This is a genomic window from Lichenihabitans psoromatis (assembly GCF_004323635.1).
GTDB classification, from domain to species: Bacteria; Pseudomonadota; Alphaproteobacteria; order Rhizobiales; family Beijerinckiaceae; genus Lichenihabitans; species Lichenihabitans psoromatis.
This window is the reverse complement of the sequence record NZ_CP036515.1, coordinates 4,350,251-4,371,752: the sequence shown is the minus strand read 5'-3', so window position 1 is coordinate 4,371,752 and position 21,502 is coordinate 4,350,251. Positions and strand designations below refer to the sequence as shown.

The 21,502-nt window shown below is 63.8% G+C and carries 18 protein-coding genes; 11 read left to right on the top strand and 7 right to left on the bottom strand.

Going from position 1 to position 21,502, the window contains the following annotated elements:
* Positions 1–290: 290 nt before the first annotated feature.
* Positions 291–1,868, top strand: a complete 1,578-nt coding sequence (gene pgi, locus EY713_RS20450) for a glucose-6-phosphate isomerase (RefSeq protein WP_245573043.1) — start codon at positions 291–293, stop codon at positions 1,866–1,868.
* Positions 1,869–1,942: 74 nt separating this feature from the next.
* On the opposite strand, the gene EY713_RS20445 is transcribed toward pgi, so the two are convergent.
* The 6 genes from EY713_RS20445 to EY713_RS20420 form a co-directional block, all read right to left on the bottom strand.
* Positions 1,943–3,178 carry a DUF2778 domain-containing protein gene (locus EY713_RS20445; protein ID WP_245572814.1) on the bottom strand — a complete coding sequence of 412 codons (1,236 nt, stop codon included), beginning with the start codon at positions 3,176–3,178 and terminating at the stop codon, positions 1,943–1,945.
* Positions 3,179–3,657: 479 nt separating this feature from the next.
* Positions 3,658–5,091 (bottom strand): coiled-coil domain-containing protein, encoded by a 1,434-nt coding sequence (locus EY713_RS20440; RefSeq protein ID WP_131118662.1) that lies wholly within the window; start codon positions 5,089–5,091, stop codon positions 3,658–3,660.
* A complete protein-coding gene (locus tag EY713_RS20435) occupies positions 5,045–6,754 on the bottom strand; it encodes a calcineurin-like phosphoesterase C-terminal domain-containing protein (protein WP_131118660.1) in 1,710 nt (569 codons plus the stop codon). The genes EY713_RS20440 and EY713_RS20435 overlap by 47 nt, the downstream gene beginning before the upstream one ends.
* Positions 6,755–6,828: 74 nt before the next feature.
* Entirely contained in the window at positions 6,829–8,739 is a 1,911-nt protein-coding gene (gene cobT / locus EY713_RS20430) for a cobaltochelatase subunit CobT (RefSeq protein WP_131118658.1), read from the bottom strand.
* Positions 8,740–8,797: 58 nt separating this feature from the next.
* On the bottom strand, positions 8,798–9,784 hold the full coding sequence (gene cobS / locus EY713_RS20425; protein ID WP_131120025.1) for a cobaltochelatase subunit CobS: 987 nt from the start codon (positions 9,782–9,784) through the stop codon (positions 8,798–8,800).
* 54 nt (positions 9,785–9,838) lie between these two features.
* A complete protein-coding gene (locus EY713_RS20420; protein ID WP_131118656.1) occupies positions 9,839–10,462 on the bottom strand; it encodes a J domain-containing protein in 624 nt (207 codons plus the stop codon).
* Positions 10,463–10,578: 116 nt separating this feature from the next.
* Here EY713_RS20420 and EY713_RS20415 point away from each other — a divergent pair, with 116 nt between their 5' ends.
* From EY713_RS20415 to EY713_RS20390, 6 genes are all read left to right on the top strand, one after another.
* Positions 10,579–10,845, top strand: a complete 267-nt coding sequence (locus tag EY713_RS20415) for a BolA family protein (RefSeq protein WP_131118654.1) — start codon at positions 10,579–10,581, stop codon at positions 10,843–10,845.
* Positions 10,846–10,850: 5 nt separating this feature from the next.
* Positions 10,851–11,657: a 4-hydroxy-tetrahydrodipicolinate reductase gene (dapB, locus tag EY713_RS20410; protein WP_131120023.1), complete on the top strand. Its 807-nt coding sequence runs from the start codon at positions 10,851–10,853 to the stop codon at positions 11,655–11,657.
* A 190-nt stretch (positions 11,658–11,847) separates the two neighbouring features.
* The gene (locus EY713_RS20405) at positions 11,848–12,390 is read left to right on the top strand and encodes a GNAT family N-acetyltransferase (RefSeq protein WP_245572813.1); all 543 of its coding nucleotides are present in this window, start codon (positions 11,848–11,850) and stop codon (positions 12,388–12,390) included.
* 117 nt (positions 12,391–12,507) lie between these two features.
* Positions 12,508–15,333, top strand: a complete 2,826-nt coding sequence (locus EY713_RS20400; protein ID WP_170314094.1) for a [protein-PII] uridylyltransferase — start codon at positions 12,508–12,510, stop codon at positions 15,331–15,333.
* A gap of 62 nt (positions 15,334–15,395) precedes the next feature.
* Positions 15,396–15,983, top strand: a complete 588-nt coding sequence (gene grpE, locus EY713_RS20395; RefSeq protein ID WP_131118652.1) for a nucleotide exchange factor GrpE — start codon at positions 15,396–15,398, stop codon at positions 15,981–15,983.
* 26 nt (positions 15,984–16,009) lie between these two features.
* Positions 16,010–16,276 (top strand): hypothetical protein, encoded by a 267-nt coding sequence (locus tag EY713_RS20390; RefSeq protein ID WP_131118650.1) that lies wholly within the window; start codon positions 16,010–16,012, stop codon positions 16,274–16,276.
* Between the two features lie 11 nt (positions 16,277–16,287).
* Here the strand turns inward: EY713_RS20390 and EY713_RS20385 are convergent, their stop codons facing one another.
* Positions 16,288–17,175 (bottom strand): methyltransferase domain-containing protein, encoded by an 888-nt coding sequence (locus EY713_RS20385; RefSeq protein ID WP_131118648.1) that lies wholly within the window; start codon positions 17,173–17,175, stop codon positions 16,288–16,290.
* Between the two features lie 119 nt (positions 17,176–17,294).
* Between EY713_RS20385 and purL the strand changes: the two genes are divergently transcribed.
* The 4 genes from purL (at position 17,295) to EY713_RS20365 (ending at position 21,470) form a co-directional block, all read left to right on the top strand.
* Positions 17,295–19,511, top strand: coding sequence for a phosphoribosylformylglycinamidine synthase subunit PurL (gene purL, locus EY713_RS20380; RefSeq protein ID WP_131118646.1), 2,217 nt, complete (start codon positions 17,295–17,297; stop codon positions 19,509–19,511).
* A gap of 52 nt (positions 19,512–19,563) precedes the next feature.
* On the top strand, positions 19,564–19,794 hold the full coding sequence (locus tag EY713_RS20375) for a BolA family protein (RefSeq protein WP_131118644.1): 231 nt from the start codon (positions 19,564–19,566) through the stop codon (positions 19,792–19,794).
* Positions 19,795–19,898: 104 nt separating this feature from the next.
* Entirely contained in the window at positions 19,899–20,240 is a 342-nt protein-coding gene (grxD, locus tag EY713_RS20370; RefSeq protein ID WP_131118642.1) for a Grx4 family monothiol glutaredoxin, read from the top strand.
* Positions 20,241–20,492: 252 nt separating this feature from the next.
* Positions 20,493–21,470 (top strand): ribose-phosphate pyrophosphokinase, encoded by a 978-nt coding sequence (locus EY713_RS20365; protein WP_131120017.1) that lies wholly within the window; start codon positions 20,493–20,495, stop codon positions 21,468–21,470.
* The last annotated feature ends 32 nt before the right edge of the window (positions 21,471–21,502 follow it).

Below are 21,502 nucleotides of genomic sequence, written 5' to 3'. Positions count from 1 at the left end.
CACAGCCTGGGCCGCGCGCCAACTGCTAATATGGTGCCGCGCAATCGCCTCGCCACGTTTTTGCTGCGGCGCACAAAGAGGCAAGGCGCGGAACGTCCGTTCATCGAAAGTTGCGCCCGATCGACCTCCGCCCGTGATTTCGCAATGGGTCGGACGTATGGGTGTCATGGACCGCTGGCTAGCTGCGTGAAACCTCGAAGGAGATTGCCTTGACCACAGATCAAAACGGAGCCGGACTCGCGGCCCTCAAACAGGTCCACTCGACCCACCCGACCGCGACGCTCGGTGAAATGTTCGCGGCCGATCCGAAGCGCTTCGATCGCTTTCACGTCATCCTCGGCGATCTCCTGTTCGACTATTCGAAGCATCGCGTCGATGACGCCATTCTGCAGGCCCTGTTCACCCTGGCGCGCGGCGCAGATCTCGAGGGCAAGCGCGAGCGCATGTTCAAGGGCGAGATCTACAACACGACCGAACACCGCCCGGCTTTGCATACGGCCCTTCGTAACTTCTCGGGCCAGCCCGTCATCGTCGATGGCAAGGATGTGATGCCGGACGTCATCGCCGAACGCGAGAAGGTCGCGGCTTTCGCGGCTGGGATCCGTGATGGTTCGATGCCGGGCGCGACCGGGCGCCCGATCACCGACGTGGTCAATATCGGGATCGGCGGATCGGACCTCGGGCCAGCCATGGCGGCGCGCGCTCTTGCGCCTTACGGCACGCCGCGGATCGCCTGTCACTTCGTGTCCAACGTCGACGGCGCCGATATCGGCGATACGATCCAGCATCTCGATCCCGCCACGACCCTGTTCATCGTGTCATCGAAGACGTTCACGACCCTCGAGACCATGACCAACGCCCAGACGGCCCGGAAGTGGATCGCGGACGGGCTCGGCGAAGCGGCCGTCGAGCATCATTTTGCGGCGGTGTCGACCAAGCTCGACCTTGTGGAAAAATTCGGCATCAAGCCCGAGCGCGTGTTCGGCTTTTGGGATTGGGTCGGTGGACGCTACTCCATGTGGTCGAGCATCGGTCTCGCGCTGGTGATCCTGATCGGCCCGACCCAATTCGAGGACTTCCTGCGCGGCGGCTTCGAGGTCGATACGCATTTCCGCGAGGCGCCGCTGGAGCAGAACATCCCGGCCCTCATGGGTCTGATCGGCGTCTGGTATCGCAACGTGCTCGGCTTCTCGACCCAGGCCGTCATTCCCTACGATCAGCGGCTCGGGCGGTTTCCGGCCTATCTCCAGCAACTCGACATGGAGAGCAACGGCAAGTCGGTGCATCTCGACGGCACGCCGGTGCAGGACCAGACCGGCCCGGTCGTGTGGGGCGAGCCCGGCACCAATGGTCAGCATGCCTTCTTCCAATTGCTCCATCAGGGCACAGAGATCGTGCCGATCGACTTCCTGGCGGCTGCCGAGCCGACCCATGCGGATCGGCATCACCACGACATCCTGCTCAGCAATTGCTTCGCCCAAAGCCAGGCTTTGATGCAGGGCCGATCGATCGACGAGGTGAAAGCGCAACTTGCCAAGAGCGGCATGGACTCCGCTGCGGTCGAAAAGCTCGCACCCCACAAGGTGTTCTCGGGCAATCGGCCGTCCTCAACCTTCCTTTATCGCAAGCTCGACCCGGCCATGCTGGGTCGGTTGATCGCGCTCTACGAGCATCGGGTGTTCACGATGGCGGCGATTTGGGACACCAACCCCTTCGATCAATGGGGTGTCGAGCTCGGCAAGGAACTCGCGTCCAAGCTCGGCCCGATCGTGGCCGATGCCACGGCCTCGACCGAAGGGCTCGATCCCTCGACCGTCGGGCTCGTGACGCATCGTCGCGATCTTCTCAGCCATCCCAAGGTCGGCTGATCTCAGGCGACCGATAGGACCGAACCAACCCCGGACGGCCGTCGACGCGGTCCGGGGTCGCAGTCTGGCAAGCCTCAGCTCGACCGGGCGACGACGACCAGCCGCCTGACTTGGCCGCTCAAATAGGCTTGTAGGAAGGCGTTATAGTTTTTGAACGACACGCAGCCGTTCGAGTCGCCATTCGGCCCGAGCATATAGGTATGGGCCAGGAGCCCCGTTCGGCCGAAGGTTCCCCCGCCGCCGACAGGGTTCAGCCGCAAGGCGCGGACACCGTGGAACAGGCTTTCGCGTTCGCGAAGCTCGTAGGATTGCGGCGGCGTCGGGCCGCGCATCCGCTCACTGACATGGCGCGGATTGTCGAGCCGGTCGCCGAGCCCCGAGTGAGCCTCGAGTTGGCTTCCGTCGGGCATGTAAACCGTGTGGGCCGAAATATCATAGATCGCGACTCCCCGGTCGGTCGCCATCGTGGGGTTGGCCGCGAGCCGCCGTGGGTTGCCGAAAAGACCGTCTTCCGACGCCGCATAGCCGAGGGCCGGCCCTGACGATGGCGCCGGTGCATCGAAGAGCTTTTCGAGGAAGGAGCGATTATCGGGCGTCGAGGTGGGTGCGGCGCTCGCATGCGGCTGGAGGGACGCCATTTGACGCGGCTGGGTCCGGTAGGGAGCTTGCCGATCATGGCCGCTCAACTCCGACGGACGCGGAACCGGCAGTGGAACGGGATCGGCCGCCGCCACCATCGGCTGGGCTTGGCTTTCGACCAGCGGCGGCGTGGGCGAGGGGGGAAGCGTCAAGACCGCGGTCTGTTCAGGTTCTCCGACGCCATCGGCTGAGGGCGGGAGGGATGCGGTCGATGCCGATGCCGATGTTTGATCGGGCGACCCGGTCGGCACGAGCGCCGCGGGTGGCAGGAGCGCCGCGGTCGGCACGAGCGCCGCGAATGTGGAGCCGAGTGGCAGATTTTGCCCGAATGAGCTGGGCGACGCACCTGCCAAAGCGGAGGGGTCGAGCAGCGCGGCATAATCATGCGCGGCCGGGCTGGGCGCAACTGGAGCGGGAGGCATCGCGGCCGTTTCGACGGCTGCGGGGCGCGACGCGTTCGTGATAGGTCGGGGCACCGCGATCGAGAGCGTCGACGCAGCAATATGGATGGGCGGCAGAGCCGGGATGGCCACGATCAAGACGCCGGTCGCCGCCACGCCGGATACGAGCGCGAGAGCACCACACAGGATCGGCAGAAGCGAATGCCGACGACGCAAGCGACCGCTCACAAAAGGCGTGACGTCGTCGGAGTGTACGGCCGCGTGTGTCATCCGTCTCGCTCTTGGACTGGTTCCACGGCGCGTCTCGTCACCGCCCATGGGGGTGGTACCGGAGCCGCGCGCGTCGCAGCGGATGTCGGACGGAAGATCCATCCAATGTCCCTGCACGCACATTGGGGCCGAGTTTGGTTAACTCGCGCTTAAAAGCTGGACGATGATTGATGGAATTTATTCGGCTGGGCCGTGCATCACGCGAAGGGGTTGCTGCAACGGGCGGGCGGAGCGCCAGCGACGATCGCGTCGCGAGGTGAGGCGCTTACCGGCCTGTCCTGCCGCACCGTCTCAAGAAACCGCGCGCAGGACCGAGTTGATGGCGCCTCGATGGCGGGTCGATAGTCCCACAGGCAGCATCGTCCGAGGGGCGTGTTCTGCGGCTCGCTCGGGCCGGAAAACACCATCATGCGCCAGAGCTCCGGCCCAAGGCGATCAGGCCAGGCCAGCGCCTGCGTCGGCTTAACGCCGCGTTGCCGTCACGGAACCTTTGCGGCATCCGGCGCCGAACCCGAGGACGGGGCCGGCGCTGGTGCGGCTGCCGCCTTGGCTTGGTCGATCTCGTCCTGAATTGTCTTCAGCGTCGCACGGGCCTGCTCGATCGACGTTTTCAATCCCGCAAGCTCATCGTTGCGCCGTTTGACGTCGGCCTCCAGCGTGGCGATCCGGCCTTGGAGATCCGTGAGACTTGTCTGTGCCCCGGCCACCTCGCTGGCCAGCCTGTCGCGTTGAGCACCTGCATCCGCAACCGTCTTGGCGACCCGCGTCTGGTCGGCCTCGACAGCCGCCAGCGCGGCTTGCCGCGCGGTCATCTGCGCCTCAGTCTGTGACAAACGGGCTCTCGCGTCCGTCAGTTTCTGCTGCAGTCCGTCGATCACGCCCTTCAGGGTATCGCGTTGGGCCGTCGCATCGGACACGGCCTTGTCGATGGCCTGTCGATCCGTCTGGGCGGCCGGAATGGCTTTGCGGATTGCCGAGAGATCCGTCTGCGACTGAGCCAGCAGAGCTTGCGTCGATGCCGTTTCGGCCTGCACCTTGTCGCGCGCCGCGGCAGCATCGGTGATGGACTTTTCAATGCTTGCGCGCTGAGCGTCAAGCGGCGGAATCGCGGACTTCGCCGTATCGAGCGCGCTCTGTGCTTCTGCGACCTGACGGGTCAAATCAGCCAATTGGCGACGCGCCGGCTCGATCTCGCGATTGAGCCGATCCCGCTCCGCCGCCGCGTCGGCGACCGCCTTTTGGGCCGCCACCCGGTTTTCATCGAGCGTCGCCATCGTGCTCTTAGACGCCGTCAAATCAGTCTCGGCTTGCGCGGCCTCAAGCTTGACTTGAGCATCACTCCGCATCGTGGCTTCGAGGTCGGCGTGGGCTTTCTCGAGGTCGGCATTGCTCTGCGCCAGCGTCTGCTCGAGCCCGCTCTGTTGCGCGCTCAATTGCAGCAAGTTGTCCTGCGTGCTTTTCAGCTGGGCCTGCGCTTCATCACGTGATTTCGAGGCGGCTGCCGTTGCGTTTTGGGCGACAGCGACGCTGCTTTGGGCCGCGAGACGCTTGCCTTCGATATCGGCCAGGGTGCCGGAGGCGGCGCGCTCCGCCTTCAGATCGTTCGAGACCTGCTCGTTTTGGCGCCGAAGCGACGTGATCTGATCCGCCGCCTGGGACGCGTCCGACCCTGCATTGACAAAGCTCCAGATCGCAACAATCCAGCCGAGGAGCGCAACGAGCACCAATACGATGGAGATCGGGCGTCTCAACTCGGCAGCCAGATCGAAATCCATAATTCGCGTTCCCCGTTCGTGTCGCGTCCCGGTCACTATAAGACCGGATCGCGCCTGAGTGCGACTCTCCGCTGATCGTGACGGCGTTGTGTCAGGTGGCGATCTCGAGCGCCAGCGTGGCGTGGTGCACCCTGCCATATTGATCGGTGGCCGCGACGCGAACGGGATGGACCCCGGGGCCAAGTGTCGGCGGCAGGCGGACGGTCCACATATGCGACGACACTTCGGCTTTCACCCAGGCTTTCTTGACGGCCTCGTTGCGGGCGAAAACGTCTTCCACGAAGGGATCCGGGATGGCTTTCCGAACCATCGAAATCGGCTCGGCGGTCCCGATCCGCATCGTCACGGTGGTCTTCGGTCCACCATCGAACACGTTGGCCACAAGGGTCGTGGACGGGACCGCCGCCAGCGCGATCGGCGGCTCGATCAAAGCGCCCGGCCGATAGTCGCGGCGCATCTCGCTATGCAGGTGGCTGAGCACCGACAAGCGGATCTGGCGGCCGTTCGGCTCCTTCAGGGGCACGTAGCGGGTCGTGTAGGAGGTGCCGTCGATCGAGAGGATGTGGAAGCCATTTGGCGTTCCGTCGCGGCTATCCGCCACCGCGACGCCGCGATGGTCGTAGGGGCCGCTCCACCAGGAGCCCGAAACCGCCGTGAGCACATGATGATGGTGAGGCTGCGGGCCGGTCCATCCGTCGGCGGCATCGAGGTAATGATGCTCGGTCGTGTGGGTGTGGCCCGAGAAGCTCACGCTATGCGGCCGCCCCTCGAACAGCTTGAGGAACTCCGCCCGGTTGGTCAGGTTCTGGGCTGGATCTTCGGGGTCGATATAGGTGCGGAGCGGGATGTGCAACGTCACGACCAGCAGTTTGTCGGTCGGCACTTCGGCCAGCAGGTTGCGCACGAAATCCATCTGGGCCGGATCGATGCGCCCCTCGTATTTGCCCGCGCCGCCGGGGCGCTTCGGGTCGGTGCCGAGGTAATCGACGTTATCCAGCATGATGAAGACCGCATCCGCATAGGCGAAGGCGTAATAGGGCGGCCCGAACGTGCGTTTGAACGTCTCGCGCGAATAATGTCGGTTGGGCGCCTCGAAATTAAGGTCGTGGTTGCCACCGATATTATACCAGGGCAGGCCAAGCGTCGCGATAATGCCGTTGTAGCGACCGTAGAGCGACAGATCGTCGAACATCATGTCGCCGAGCGTCATGCCGAACTTGGCTGGCGTGCCGTGCAGTGCATTGACCACGTCTTCGCGGATGAAGTCGACTTCCGCCGGCGTTTGCGGCTGCGGGTCGGTGAACAACACGACCTCGAACTGAGCGGGTTCGTCCTGCCGCGTGAGCGGAAAATCCAGCGACACGGGCAACGGCGGAGTCGGTTCGATCCCCTCGAACGTCAGATTGAGCGCGGCTGGGCTGCCGGACGGCTGGTTGATGCGGTAGAACCGGTGCAGCATCGTGTCGGCTTCGACCGGCGTCGTGAAGCCGGCAGGTTTGATCACGAAGATGATGGTCTCGTCGCGAAGCGGCAGCGTGTAACTCCCGTCCGCATCCGTTTTGACGACCTCGCGTCCGTTCGACACCAGCACGCCGGCCACGCCGCGGCTATCCGCTTGGCGGATGCCCGTGCTCCCGGTGTCCTCGAACACGATGCCCCGAACGGTCGCGCTCGATCCATCGGCCTGCGCCGTCGCTGCCGCTCGCGCGTCGCCGCTGGCGAGCGCAAGACCGACCCCGCCGAGCGCTGCCGATTTCAGAAGATCGCGACGGGATAACCCGCTCTCTTGATCGTGATCCAAACCTGCCTCCTGGTCCGACGATTAGGCCGAGACGATAGGCTGGCGGGATGACCGACCCGTGACGGGCGGCTTGATTAGGCGGCGCGGCGCGATCCCGTTCGGCCGGGCGAGCTGTTGCCAGGTTTGTCGTTGAACAACTCGGCCAGCTTCTCGGTCATGGCGCCGCCAAGCTCCTCGGCATCCACAATCGTGACGGCGCGTCGGTAATAGCGCGTCACGTCATGGCCGATGCCGATGGCGATCAATTCCACTGGCGAGCGCATTTCGATTTCCTCGATCACGGCGCGCAGGTGCCGTTCGAGATAATTGCCTGGATTGACCGACAGGGTGGAATCATCGACGGGGGCGCCATCCGAGATCATCATCAGGATGCGACGTTGCTCGGGACGGCCAAGCAGGCGCTTATGGGCCCAATCGAGCGCCTCGCCGTCGATATTCTCCTTGAGGAGCCCCTCGCGCATCATCAGCCCAAGGTTCTTGCGAGCGCGGCGCCAAGGCGCATCGGCCGACTTGTAGATGATGTGACGCAAATCGTTGAGGCGGCCCGGACTCGCGGGCTTGCCGGCCTGCAACCATGTTTCGCGCGCCTGTCCGCCCTTCCAGGCGCGGGTCGTAAAGCCAAGGATTTCGACCTTGACGCCGCAGCGCTCCAGAGTCCGGGCCAGGATGTCGGCGCAGCTTGCCGCCACCGTGATGGGGCGCCCGCGCATCGAACCGGAATTATCCATCAGCAGCGTCACGACGGTGTCGCGGAAATCGGTGTCCTTCTCGCGCTTGAACGACAACGGCTGTTGCGGATCGATGACGACGCGCACGAGCCGAGCTGGGTCGAGCATCCCTTCCTCGAGATCGAACTCCCACGAGCGGTTCTGTTGCGCCATCAAGCGACGTTGCAGCCGATTGGCGAGGCGTGACACGACGCTCGACATGTTGCTCAACTGCTTGTCGAGATAGCTCCGCAAGCGGGCGAGTTCTTCGGGCTCGCAAAGGTCTTCCGCCTGTACGGTCTCGTCATATTTTTGCGTATAGGCCTTGTAGTCGGGACCTCGGGTCTCGAACGGCCCTGTCGGTGGCTGCCGGCTTTCGGCGGCCTCGTCCGAATCGCCGTCGTCGGAATCTTCAGGCGTCTCGCCGAGCGGCGCATCGGCACTGTCCATGGCGCCGTCTTCCATGTCGTCGGCCGCCGCATCGGCAGCATCCATCTCCATGGTCTCGCCGCTGTCGCTCTCCTCACCCTCGCCGTCCTGGTTTTCCGGATTATCGGCTTGAGTGTCGTCGGACTCGTCTTGGTTGTCCTCGTCGCGGTCCGAGGCCGAAGGATCAGCCATATCGAGCGAGGCGAGCAGCTTATGCACGGCGCGCCCGAAAGCGCGCTGGTCTTCGATCGAGGTGCCCAACTGATCGAGCTCGGCACCGGCGCGGTTCTCGATCCAGGGCCGCCAGAGATCGACGATTTTTTGACCCGCGGCGGGCGGCTTCAACCCGGTGAGACGCTCACGCGCGATGAGCGCGACGGCGTCTTCCAGCGGCGCATCCGCGCGGTCACTCACTTCGGCATAATTGCCGCGATGATAACGGTCTTCCAGCATCGCGGTCAGGTTGGCAGCGACACCTTCCATGCGGCGCGACCCGATCGCCTCGACGCGGACCTGTTCGACGGCATCGAACACGGCACGCGCGGCTTGCGCGTCGGGCGCAAGCTTCCGATGCACCCCGACATCGTGACAGGCCAGCTTCAGCGCCATCGAGTCGGAATGGCCCCGCACGATCGCGGCATCACGGGGCGACAGCTTGCGCGGCGGCTCGGGCAAGCGCGCCTTGGCGCTGTCGCCATGCCCGATGACGCCAGGCTTGTCGGCCGCGTAAGTAACTTCGAGCGCGGGCGTGCGCGCCATGGCGCGCATACAGGCAGCAACCGCTCGCTTGAACGGTTCCTGCGGGGCCTCGGCGGGGCCGACAGTCTTTCGATTGGTCGGGGTGCTCATCGAGACACCACTCCTTGCTGGGTCGAGCGCGGTCAGGCGACCGCGCCGGGCGCGACCCTCAGGTCAGCGCCACATTGACGGTGCTCTCGGGCAGTTCCTTACCGAAGCTGCGCTGGTAGAACTCGGCCACCAGCGAGCGTTCGAGTTCGTCGCATTTGTTGAGGAACGTGAGCCGGAACGCGAATCCGATATCGTTAAAGATGTCGGCATTCTCGGCCCAGGTAATGACTGTCCGCGGGCTCATGACGGTCGATAGATCGCCGGCCGTGAAGGCGTTCCGGGTCAGGTCGGCGACGCGGACCATGCGATTGATGATGTCGCGACCCTCCTTCGTCTTATAGTGCGGCGACTTGGCCTGCACGATGTCGACCTCTCGGTCATGCGGCAGGTAGTTAAGCGTCGCGACGATCGACCAACGATCCATCTGGCCCTGATTGATCTGCTGCGTGCCGTGATACAGGCCGGACGTATCGCCGAGTCCGACCGTGTTGGCCGTGGCGAAGAGGCGGAACGCCGGGTGAGGCTTGATGACGCGCTTCTGATCGAGAAGCGTCAGGCGGCCAGACAACTCGAGCACGCGCTGGATGACGAACATCACGTCCGGACGGCCAGCGTCATACTCGTCAAAGCACAGCGCGACATTATGCTGCAACGCCCAGGGCAGCATGCCGTCGCGAAACTCGGTGACCTGCTTGCCGTCCTGCAAAACGATCGCGTCCTTGCCAACGAGGTCGACGCGCGAGACATGGCTGTCGAGATTGATGCGGACACACGGCCATTTGAGCCGTGCCGCGACCTGCTCGATATGGGTCGATTTGCCGGTGCCGTGATAGCCCGTGATCATCACGCGGCGATTGCGCGCGAAGCCCGCCAGAATCGCCAGCGTCGTATCCTTGTCGAAGATGTAGTCCGGGTCTGTCTCCGGCACATGTTCGTCAATTACGGAATAGGCCGGGACCTGCATACCGGAGTCGAAGCCGAAGACCTCTCTGACCGAAACCGTCGTATCCGGCACTCCGCCGGTCTGCTGCTCAACTCTGTCCATCATGCCTCCGTGCCCGCCAACCCATCGGTTGACGGGGACACTCCGCGTCTATCGCTACAGGGGGGATTTAGCCGCTGTCGCAGCCAGTTTGACTGTTTTCAGGAATTTATAAGCTCGAATGATTTCGCGCAATTTGTCTTCGCTGGACCGATCGCCACCGTTAGCATCCGGATGCAATCTTTTGACCAGATCCTTGTAGCGGGATTTTACAGCCTCGCTATCGGCCGTGTCGTCGAGATCCATCATGGCCAGCGCCTTCAGGGTCGCCTCGCTGTAACGCGGACGGCGCGGAACAGGAGCGGCGCCGACGCCAGGGCGGCCGTGAAACATGCCAAGCGGATCGTCCTCGGTCTGGTCGCGATCCTCGCGATGGCCCTTGCCGTTTCGATTGACGCCCATGTTCCAGGTCGGACGATGGCCGACCAGCGCGTCCTTTTGGTATTTCGCCACTGCATCGTCGCTCATGCCATTGAAGTAATTATACGTGGCGTTGTACTCGCGCACATGTTCGAGGCAGAAGGTGAAGAACTGGCCCTCGCGATCCCGACCCATAGGCGCACGAAATTCCCCGAGCTTGGTGCAGCCCGGATGAGAACAGCGAACCTGGGCTGGCGCGACCTCCTCCTTGGATGATCGTTTGACCCTGATGCTATCGAAGAGACGCGAGTTGAGGTTCATATCGAAGTCATTATGGGTGAGTTGAGCCGCATAACAAAGCGGCGTGGCCAGAAAAGTCGTCCGAAAAGATGCTTGACAGCCGATCCGCCCCTCCACCTTTCCGTAAAGGAGATGCCATGACGGTCAAAGACACCATCACGACGAGGCTTCAAGCCGCACTGCGCCCCACCATCCTGGATGTGGTGGATGAATCCCATCTTCACGCCGGTCACTCGGGATCGCGTGAAGGGGGCGAGACGCACTTCCGGGTCGTCGTGGCAGCCGAAGCGTTCAACGGCAAGAGCCGCGTCGAACGGCACCGCATGGTGAACGCACTGCTCGAAGCCGAGTTGCGCGGACCGGTTCATGCGCTCGCGCTCGACATTCGAGGAACCGAGCCGTGAGCGACATGCGCTTGGTCGTGACCGGCGTTGCCGGACGGATGGGCCGCATGCTGGTCCAAGCGATCCACACGACCCCGGGTGTGACGCTTGTGGCCGCGTTGGCGCCCGAAGGCTCGTCCGCCTTGGGGCAGGATGCCGGGCTGCTGGCCGGTATCGGCGCGGTCGGCATCCCGGTCACAGACGATCCGTTGGCTGCCTTCGTGGAAGCCGATGGTGTGGTCGACTTCAGCCGGCCGGCCGCGACGGTCGCATTTGCGGCGCTAGCCGCACAGGCCCGAATCGTCCATGTCATCGGAACGACTGGTTTGGATGATGCAGACCTGAAGCGGATTTCGGCCGCGGCTTGGCACGCGCCGATCATCCGCTCGGGCAACATGAGCCTTGGGGTCAATCTCCTGGCGGCCGTGGTCAAGCGCGTGGCAAAGACACTCGGCGAAGACTTCGATATCGAAATCGTGGAGATGCATCATCGGATGAAGGTCGACGCGCCATCCGGCACGGCTCTGCTGCTCGGCGAAGCCGCAGCAGCGGGTCGCTCCATCGATCTTGCGGAGCGATCGGTCCGGGTTCGCGATGGGCAGACCGGCGCCCGCAAGGTTGGCGACATCGGTTTCGCAGCGCTGCGCGGCGGCTCGGTCGTGGGTGACCATAATGTGATCTTTGCGGGGGATGGCGAGCGCATCGAACTGGCCCATCTCGCCCAGGACCGTGGCATCTTCGCCCGCGGCGCCCTTCGGGCGGCCCTTTGGGGGCGGGGCCGGAAGCCGGGTCTCTACTCGATGGCGGACGTTCTCGGGCTGGGTGATCTCTGAGCATCATGCCCCGGCTCAAGGCCGCATGTTGCTTCTTTGTTCTTTTCCCGTGACGCTGCGTGCGCTAAGACGTCCTACGGTCTGACGCGGTTTCAGGCGGTGGTCGGGACATCCTGCGCCAAGGCGGCGTGGCGGGAGGCTTCATGCGTAGCGGATACTTTGGCGCTGGTCATGTCGAACGAGCGTCGTCTTGATTCGGATCGAAGTACTCGATGCTGAGGCGATCGAGAGGGGCGCGGGCGATCTCGGGACCATTCTGCTCGATTGCGTGGAGGGCGGAGCATCTGTCTCCTTCATGGAGGGCTTGAGCTCGCATGAGGCGGAGGCCGTCTATCGTGAAACAGCCGACGACGTCCTCGCTGGCCACCGCCTGGTTCTTGGCGGCTATATCGGGGAGGCGTTACGCGGGACCGTCCAGGTCATTCTCGCAACGCCGCAGAATCAGCCTCATCGGGCCGAATTGTCGCGTTTGCTGGTGCACCGATCGGCAAGATGGCGCGGCCTTGGTCGGGCTCTTGTGTTGCGGGCGGAGCGCGAGGCGGCGGCGCGCGGCAAGACGCTGATGTGTCTCGATACGACGTCGGGAAGTTTAGCCGAGCGGCTTTATGCTGGCCTCGGGTATCAGCGGGTTGGTGTCATCCCCGGCTATGCGCTGCACCCGAACGGCATTCCGTCCGATGCCGTCTTCTTCTGGAAAAATCTCCCGGCGCAGGAGGCACTTTCGGCGATGTGAGGGTGCTTTCCGGTTAACCCCGGGCCACGTCACGGTCATCGATTTTGCGACCTTGCGCGCATCGCAAGCGTTAGCGGCACCATACCCATCCGCATGATCCCGCGTTAGGATGTCGCCATGTCAATGGTCTCGCTCCGTCCGTCATCCGCCGCCCGTGATTCGCTGGCGCTCGATCGCGTCGCGCTCGAGGGTGCGATCGCGGCGCTTTATGCCGACGCCGAGGCGCCGCGCGAGGGCATCCGAAAGTCGGTCGTGGAACTCTTCCGGACCGCCCTGACGAGTGGGCGGGCCGCGATCACGGAGAGGTTCCTCGAAGAGGGCGGCGGTCTTCACTGCGCGCGCCGTCTCGCGGCTCTGCAGGACGAGATCATCCAGGCGATCCACGCCTATGTGCTGCGCCACGTCTACCCACTCGACAAGCCGACGGATGCGGAGCGCCTGTGTGTCGTCGCGGTCGGCGGCTACGGCCGGGGGACACTGGCGCCGGGTTCGGACATCGATCTGCTGTTTCTGCTTCCCTACAAGCAGACCGCCTGGGGCGAGAGCGTCGTCGAGGCCATCCTCTACGTCTTGTGGGACTTGCGCCAAAAGGTGGGGCACGCAACCCGGTCGGTGGATGAGTGCATCCGGCAGGCGAAGGCCGACATGACGATTCGCACCTCGTTGATCGAGGCGCGCTGGATCGAGGGCGACAAAGCATTGTTCGCCGACCTGCAAACTCGGTTCGACAAGGAGGTCGTTCAAAAGACCGCCCGCGAATTCGTCGCCGCCAAACTTGCCGAACGCGAGGTGCGGATCAACCGCGCCGGTGTGTCGCGTTACGTCGTCGAGCCCAACGTGAAGGAAGGCAAAGGCGGCCTGCGCGACCTCAACACCTTGTTCTGGATCGCCCATTACGTCTACCGCGTCTCCGACAGCGAGGATCTGGTCGCGGCCGGCCTCTTCACTCGGCATGAGTTCAAGCTCTTTCGGCGCTGCGAGGAGTTTCTGTGGCGGGTGCGCTGTCACCTGCATCTGCTGGCCGGGCGAGCCGAGGAGCGCCTCAGCTTCGATTATCAACGCGTCATCGCCGAGCGGCTCGGCTACGGCTCACACAACGGCTTGTCGGCCGTCGAACGCTTCATGAAACACTATTTTCTGATCGCCAAGGACGTCGGCGATCTCACCGCCATCGTCTGCGCGGCGATGGAGGAGAAGGAAGCCAAGCCTCCCGCGACGCTCAACCGCCTGATGGGGACGCTGCTGCGAAAGATCCGTACGATCCCCGGCAGCGATACCTTCGCGATCGAGGTCGATCGCATCACGGTCGCGCATAAAGATGCGTTCGAGCGGGATCCTGTGAATTTGATCCGGCTGTTCTGGGCCTCCGACCATTACGCTTTGCCGATCCATCCTGACGCCACGCGCCTCGTGACGCTGTCGCTTCGCCGGATCGACGCCAAAGTCCGGCACGACCCGGAAGCCAACCGGCTCTTCATGGATATTTTGACATCGCGCAATTCGCCCGAGATCGTGCTGCGCCGGATGAACGAGGCGGGCGTCCTTCGCCGCTTCATCCCGGAATTCGGCCGTGTCGTCGCGATGATGCAGTTCAACATGTACCATCATTATACGGTGGACGAGCACCTGTTGCGGGCTGTCGGCAACCTGTCGGAGATCGACGGCGGCCGCACCAAGGAGGACCACCCGCTCGCCAATGAGCTGATGCCGACCGTCGCGGCTCGGCGCGCCCTCTATGTCGCGGTGTTCCTGCACGATGTCGCCAAAGGCCGCGAGCAGGATCATTCGACGGCGGGCGCCGAGCTTGCTCGCACGATCGGGCCGCGGTTCGGCCTCAGCGAAACCGAGACTGACCTCGTCGCGTGGCTGATCGCGCACCACCTCGTGATGTCCAATACGGCCCAGAGCCGCGACCTCGCGGACCGACGCACGATCGAGACATTCGCCGAGATCGTGCAGACGACCGAACAGTTGAAATGCCTTTTGATCCTGACGATCTGCGACATTCGGGCGGTTGGGCCCGGGGTCTGGAACGGCTGGAAGGGTCAATTGCTCCGGACCCTCTATTACGAGACCGAGCGGTTGATCGTCGGCCAGTCGCAGCCGATCGCCTGGGGCGAGCGCCTGGCAACGTCCCATAGCGAGTTGCGGGCAGCGTTGCCGACGTGGTCGGAAGAGGAATTAAACGCCTATGTGGGTCGGCATTATCCGCCCTATTGGCTGCGGGTGGATCTGCCCAGCAAGGTCCGCCATGCCGAATTGCTGCGCTCGGTCGCGGGCCAATCCGCGCCTTTGGTGATCAAGATCGAGACCGACGCGTTCCGCGCCATCACCGAATTGACGTTGGTGACGACAGATCATCCGCGCCTTCTCTCGATCATCGCCGGGGCCTGTGCGACCGCCGGCGCCAATATCGTCGATGCCCAGATCTTCACGACGACTGACGGCTTGGCGCTCGACACGTTTTCGGTGTCGCGCGCGTTCGAGCAGGATGCCGACGAGGAGCGGCGCGCCGGCCGTATCGCAAATGCGATTTCGCGGACCCTGCGTGGCGAAATTCGCTTGTCCGACGCGATCGCGGCGAAGGCCGGCCCGCCCAAGGGCCGCGATACGACCTTTCCGATCGAACCCGAGGTCATCGTCGACAATCAGGCCTCGAATCGGCATACCGTGCTTCAGGTGAGCGGCATCGACCGCCCGGCGCTGCTCTACGATCTCACCATCTCGATCGCGCGGCTGAACTTGAACATTGCCTCGGCGCATGTGGCGACCTTTGGCGAAAAGGCGGTCGACACCTTCTACGTGACCGACCTCACCGGCGCCAAGATCCTCGACGCCAATCGGCAGACGCTGATCCGCCGAACGTTATCGGGCATCTTCGGTGCGCCGGAGCGCGCCGTTCAGCCCCGGCCTGCGCCCGAGGTGGTCGGCCCATCCACATAGAATCTTGATTTTTACAGGGCCGCATCTGATATGCGCGGACGAGTGAACGTGAAATAGAGTGAATGATGATTGATCCGAATGCCGATCCGATCGACCCCGTCGATGACGCCGCTGCTCAACATGATGAGCGCGCGCAGACCCAGGGTGCCGCAGGGGAGCCCGATCCGTTCGTCGTCCTCGAAAACCTGACGGCCGAAAACGCGACCCTGAAGGACAAGGTTTTGCGGACCATGGCCGAGATGGAAAATGTGCGTCGCCGCACCGATAAGGAGGTGGCGGACAGCAAGCTTTACGGCGTCTCGAATTTCGCCCGCGAGATGCTGGCGGTCGCCGATAATCTTCACCGCGCTATCGCTAGCCTGCCGGCGGAGGCTCGCGCGGGGTCGGAAGCGGTCAAGACCCTGGTCGAAGGCGTCGAACTGACCGAGCGTGATCTGCTGTCCCGGCTTGCCCGCTTTAACGTTCGGCCGATCGAGCCGGAAGGCAAGAAGTTCGACCCGAATCTACACGAGGTTCTGTTCGAGGTGCCGGATGAGAGCATGCCGTCCGGAACCGTGAAGCAGGTCGTCGAGACCGGGTATACGATCGGCGACCGCGTGTTGCGGGCCGCTAAGGTCGGCGTGTCGCGCGGCGGCCCCAAGGTCAACTGACCCCATCGATCACATCGGAGCGAATCATGAGCGAGCCCGACGACCTTCTGTTCACGGTCGATCAGATCGCGACCGTGAGCACGGCGATGCGGGTGGCGCTCGGGTTGCCTCCGAAACACGTCGATGTGGCACATTTCGTTGCGATGATCTCGGACGAGATCGAGCATTTGCGTGCCGCCGGCTGGGACGATGCCGGCATTGCGGATTTCGTCCGCGAGACAACCGGCGAGCCGCTCCGGCAAGAGGCGCTGGCTGAGTTCTACGTGAAGCCGGAGCATCGCGGGCGGCGCTGAGCCCGCGTGCCTCATTCCATCGGTTTGGCGTTCAGCGCATCGGCGAGCCGCATCTTGGCCGAACCGGGTTTCAGCGGTTTTTGCTGGCTTTCATGCGGCGCCCATCCTGATAGCCAGACGAGCTCGAACGTCGCCCGAACGCGGCCGTCCGGGTCGCTGAACCGCTCCGCATAGATGGCGGCAGCCCGCAGCAGGAGAGACCGTGACATCGGCTTCCGGCTTCGCTCGACCATGGCGTTGGTGGCCCCCATGGCCCGAAGATCGTCCAGCAAGCCGAACATCGAGCTGTAGCGCACCGTCAGCGGTTCGCTATCGGTGACCGGCAGCGCCAGCGCGGCGCGCTGCATGAGGCTGCCAAGATCACGAAGATCGGAAAAAGGCGCGACGCGTGGACTGGCCCCGCCGGTGAGTTCGATTTCGGCTTGCGTCAGCGCGGCTCGGAGTTCGGTTAGGCTTTGGCCCCCCATCAGGCAGGCGATGACGAGACCGTCGGGCTTCAGCGCACGGCGGATCTGCACCAGAGCGCCGGGCAGGTCGTTGACGGCATGCAAGGCCAGCACCGACATGATGAGATCGAACCGCTCCGGCCCGAACGGCAGCAGTTCTTCGTCGCCGACGACCGTGAGCCAGCGTGGATCGGCGGCTTCGGCGATCCGCGCCGAACGCACGAGACGGGCCTCGGGCAGGGCGCCAGCAAGTCGGTCGGCCAGCGCCGGGGAGCCCGTCCCAAGGTCGAGAATATCGCGAAATTGCCGCTGCACCGGAGCCAGCCGGTCGACAGCATCCTCGGCTGCGCGGTCGAGCAGGAAGTCCCCGCCGCCGGAACGCGACCGCGCGAGGCGATGTCGCAGAAGCGGTCGATCGAAGATCGTGGGGGCCGAGAAGGGGGTCTGTGCCATCTCGGACGTTATGGCGCGAGGCGACGTCGGTTGAAAGGGCAGCCGGCTTTTCTTGCCTTCACGGGCGACGCGGCTTATCGAACCAAGCTTGGAATTGCCTGTTCCGCAAGGGTGTCGCATTGCTCCGTTCCGAACCTTCGATCACGCCCGAACTCGTCGCCGCGCATGGCCTGAAGCCCGATGAATATGAGCGCTTCGTCGCCCTGATCGGCCGCACCCCCACATTTACCGAACTCGGCATCGTATCGGCGATGTGGAACGAGCATTGCTCGTACAAGTCATCGCGCCGCCATTTGCGTGGGCTGCCCACCAAGGGGCCGCATGTCATCCAAGGGCCGGGCGAGAATGCCGGCGTCATCGACATCGGCGATGGGCTCGCCTGCGTGTTCAAGATGGAGAGCCACAACCATCCCTCGTTCATTGAGCCCTACCAAGGCGCTGCGACCGGGGTCGGCGGCATCCTCCGCGACGTGTTTACGATGGGGGCCCGGCCGGTCGCCTGTCTCGACGTGCTGCGCTTCGGCGCACCCGATCACCCGAAAACCCGGCATCTTGTGGCGGGCGTCGTCGCGGGTGTGGGAGGGTACGGCAATTCCTTCGGCGTGCCGAACGTCGGTGGCTCGGTGGCGTTCGACCCGAGCTACAACGGCAATATTCTGGTCAATGCCATGGCGGTCGGCATCGCCCGGGCCGACGAGATTTTCTACGCCAAGGCCAAGGGTGTCGGAAATCCAATCGTCTATCTTGGCTCGAAGACGGGTCGCGACGGCATCGGCGGAGCCTCGATGGCATCGGCCGCCTTCGAGGCCGACGCGCATGAGAAGCGCCCGACCGTGCAGGTCGGCGATCCCTTTGCCGAAAAGCTGCTGCTGGAGGCGTGCCTCGAACTGATGCGGACCGGAGCCGTCAACGCCATCCAGGACATGGGCGCCGCTGGCCTCACCTCGTCGGCCGTCGAAATGGGCGCCAAGGGTGATCTCGGCATCGAACTCGACCTCGACCAGGTTCCGTGCCGCGAGAGTGGCATGACGGCTTATGAGATGCTGCTGTCCGAAAGCCAGGAGCGGATGCTGATGGTGCTGCATCCCGAGAAGGCGAAGGAAGCCGAAGCCGTTTTCATCAAATGGGGCCTCGACTTTGCGGTGATCGGGAAGACCACTGACACGCTCCGTTTCGTCATCAGGCACGGCGGCGAGATCAAGGCGGATCTCCCCATCAAGGAGCTCGGCGACGAAGCCCCGCTCTATGATCGGCCGCACACCCATGCTCCGAAGCTGCCTCGGCTCGATGCCGCCAGCGTGTCGCCGCCGATGTCGGACACGGACGCGCTGCTGCGGCTGGTCGGTTCGCCGGATCTCTGCTCGAAGCGCTGGGTCTACGAGCAATATGATCGGCTGATCGGCGGCAATACCGTCGCGGGTCCAATCGTGGGCGGGGATGCGGCTGTCGTCCGGGTCGAGGACGGGCCGAAGGGCCTGGCCCTGACGGCGGATGTGACGCCGCGCTACTGCAAGGCGGATCCTCTGGAGGGCGGCAAACAGGCGGTGGCCGAAGCCTGGCGCAATCTGACGGCAGTTGGTGCGCGTCCTCTGGCGCTGACCGACAACCTCAATTTTGGCAATCCCGAAAAAGAAGATGCGATGGGCGAACTCGTCGATTGCATCCTCGGGATCGGCGAAGCCGCGCGCGCGCTCGATTTCCCGATCGTGTCGGGCAACGTTTCACTCTACAACGAGACGATGGGGCAGGGCATTCTGCCGACGCCGACGATCGGCGGAGTGGGACTCGTCAGCGACGTGGCGCAAGTGGCGCAAGCCCGGATCGAGCGGGCCGGCGACGTTCTGCTGCTGGTCGGCGATGGGCAGGATTGGCTTGGGCAATCGATCTATCTGCGTGACGTTTGTGGTCGGGCGGAGGGCGCGCCGCCGCCGGTCGATTTGTCGGTCGAGCGTCGCAACGGGGATTTCGTGCGCGACTGCATCGCAGGCGGGGTCAGGAGTGTCCACGATCTGTCGGACGGTGGTCTTGCGGTCGCGGTCGCCGAAATGGCGATGCGCGGCGGGATCGGTGCGACCCTCGAGACCGGAAGCCTCGGGGCGGGCCCGACCCATGGCGCATTGTTCGGAGAAGATCAGGGCCGCTATCTTCTCGCGGTGCCCGGAGCCCAGGTCGACCGTCTCCTGGCGGCGGCCAATCAGGCTGGCGTTCCGCTTCGCCGCATCGGTATCACAGGCGGCGACGCGTTGACCTTGCCGGGCCAGACCCCCATTCTGCTCACGGCGCTCGTCACGGCGCACGAGCGTTTCTTTCCGGCCTTGATGGACGGCACCTTGTAGGCGCCGCCGCAAATCAGGCCCGTCCTTCGATCGAACCCAAGCGAGACGCGTCATGGCTATGGAAGCAAACGAAATCGAACGGCTCATCAAAGCCGCCTTGCCGGATGCGAGCGTCGAGATTCGCGATCTCGCGGGTGACGGTGATCATTATGCCGCCACGGTCGTATCCCCCTCGTTCAAGGGTAAGACCCGGGTGCAGCAGCACAAGATCGTTTATGACGCGCTGCAAGGCCAGATGGGCGGCGTGCTTCACGCCCTGGCGCTGCAGACGTCGGCCGAATAAGCGACACGATCGGTCAAAGCGGGTCGGTGGCGTAGCGGCTTGCGCTGACCTATATTGCTCCCATCTGAGGGGTCGAGGCTCCACATCTTTTCGAGGAAAAAGCGATGTCCACCGCACACGAGCAAATCGAAGCCAAGGTCAAATCCAGCGACGTGGTCCTGTTCATGAAGGGGACGCCGCAGTTCCCGCAATGCGGGTTTTCGGCCCAGGTCGTGCAGATCCTCGATTATCTCGGCACGCCCTATGCCAGCGTAAACGTCCTTGAGACGGCTGAAATGCGCCAGGGCATCAAGGATTATTCGAACTGGCCGACGGTGCCCCAGCTCTACGTCAAGGGTGAGTTTCTCGGCGGCTGCGATATCGTTCGCGAGATGTTTCAGGCGGGCGAGTTGCAGACACATTTCGAGCAGGCTGGTCTTCCGGTGAAGCAAGCCGCGCCGAACTGAGCCGATCCGTCCGCCGGTCGATCCTGTCGTCCGTTCCCGTCGTCCCGGCCGCCACACTCGTTGGCGGCCGTTTTCGTTTATCTTCGCTTTTCCGCCTGCGACGGGAGACCGACGCAAGCCGAGCACAGCGACCCGATTTCGACCGAATCTTATGGATGACAACCGTGCGACGGTTGTTCCGTACCGGCAAGATTGCTATTCAGCCCGCAAGGCGCACGACGCGCCGGTTGGGATCTTGGCCGGAGACGGATGATGGCGGGCACGATCAAGATCCTAGCGGGGAATTCGAACCCGCCGCTCACGGAGGCCATCGCGGCCTATCTCGATGTGCCGCTGACGCGGTGCCATGTTCGCCGCTTCGCCGACATGGAAATCTTCGTCGAGATCCTCGAAAACGTCCGCGGCGAGGATACGTTCATCATCCAATCTACGGCCTTTCCGGCGAACGACCATCTGATGGAAGTGTTGATCATGACGGATGCGCTCCGCCGCGCCTCCGCCCGTCGGATCACCGCCGTTCTGCCCTATTTCGGCTATGCGCGGCAGGACCGGAAAGCCGGTCCGCGCACGCCGATTTCGGCCAAGCTGGTCGCCAACCTGATCACCCATGCGGGCTGCGACCGTGTTTTGACGGTTGATCTCCACGCGGGGCAGATTCAGGGCTTCTTCGATATCCCCACCGATAATCTGTTTGCGGCACCCGTGATGGTGCGTGACATCAACGAGCGGTTGAAGTCGGATAATCTGATGGTGGTGTCGCCGGATGTTGGTGGCGTGGTCCGCGCGCGCGCGTTGGCCAAGCGTATCGACGCGCCGCTCGCCATCGTCGACAAGCGCCGCGAGCGTGCTGGCGAATCCGAGGTCATGAACATCATCGGCGACGTCACGGGGAAGTGCTGCATCCTGCTCGACGACATCGTCGATTCGGGCGGCACGCTCTGCAATGCCGCCGATGCTTTGCTCGATCAGGGTGCCAGCGAGGTCTATGCCTATTGCACGCATGGCGTGTTGTCCGGCGGCGCGGTGGCCCGTGTCGGAGCATCCCGCCTCAAGGAACTCGTCATTACCGATACGATCCGCCCGACCGAGGCGGTCCGCAATGCCCGCAATATCCGGGTCATGTCGATCGCGCCTCTGATTGGGGAGGCCATCGGCCGGGTCGCTCAGGAGGCAAGCGTTTCCAGCCTGTTCGAGAACAACACGGTCGCCAGCGTCTTCAAAGGCACCTGAGGCCAGCATCGTCCGCGATCGGACAGACCCAT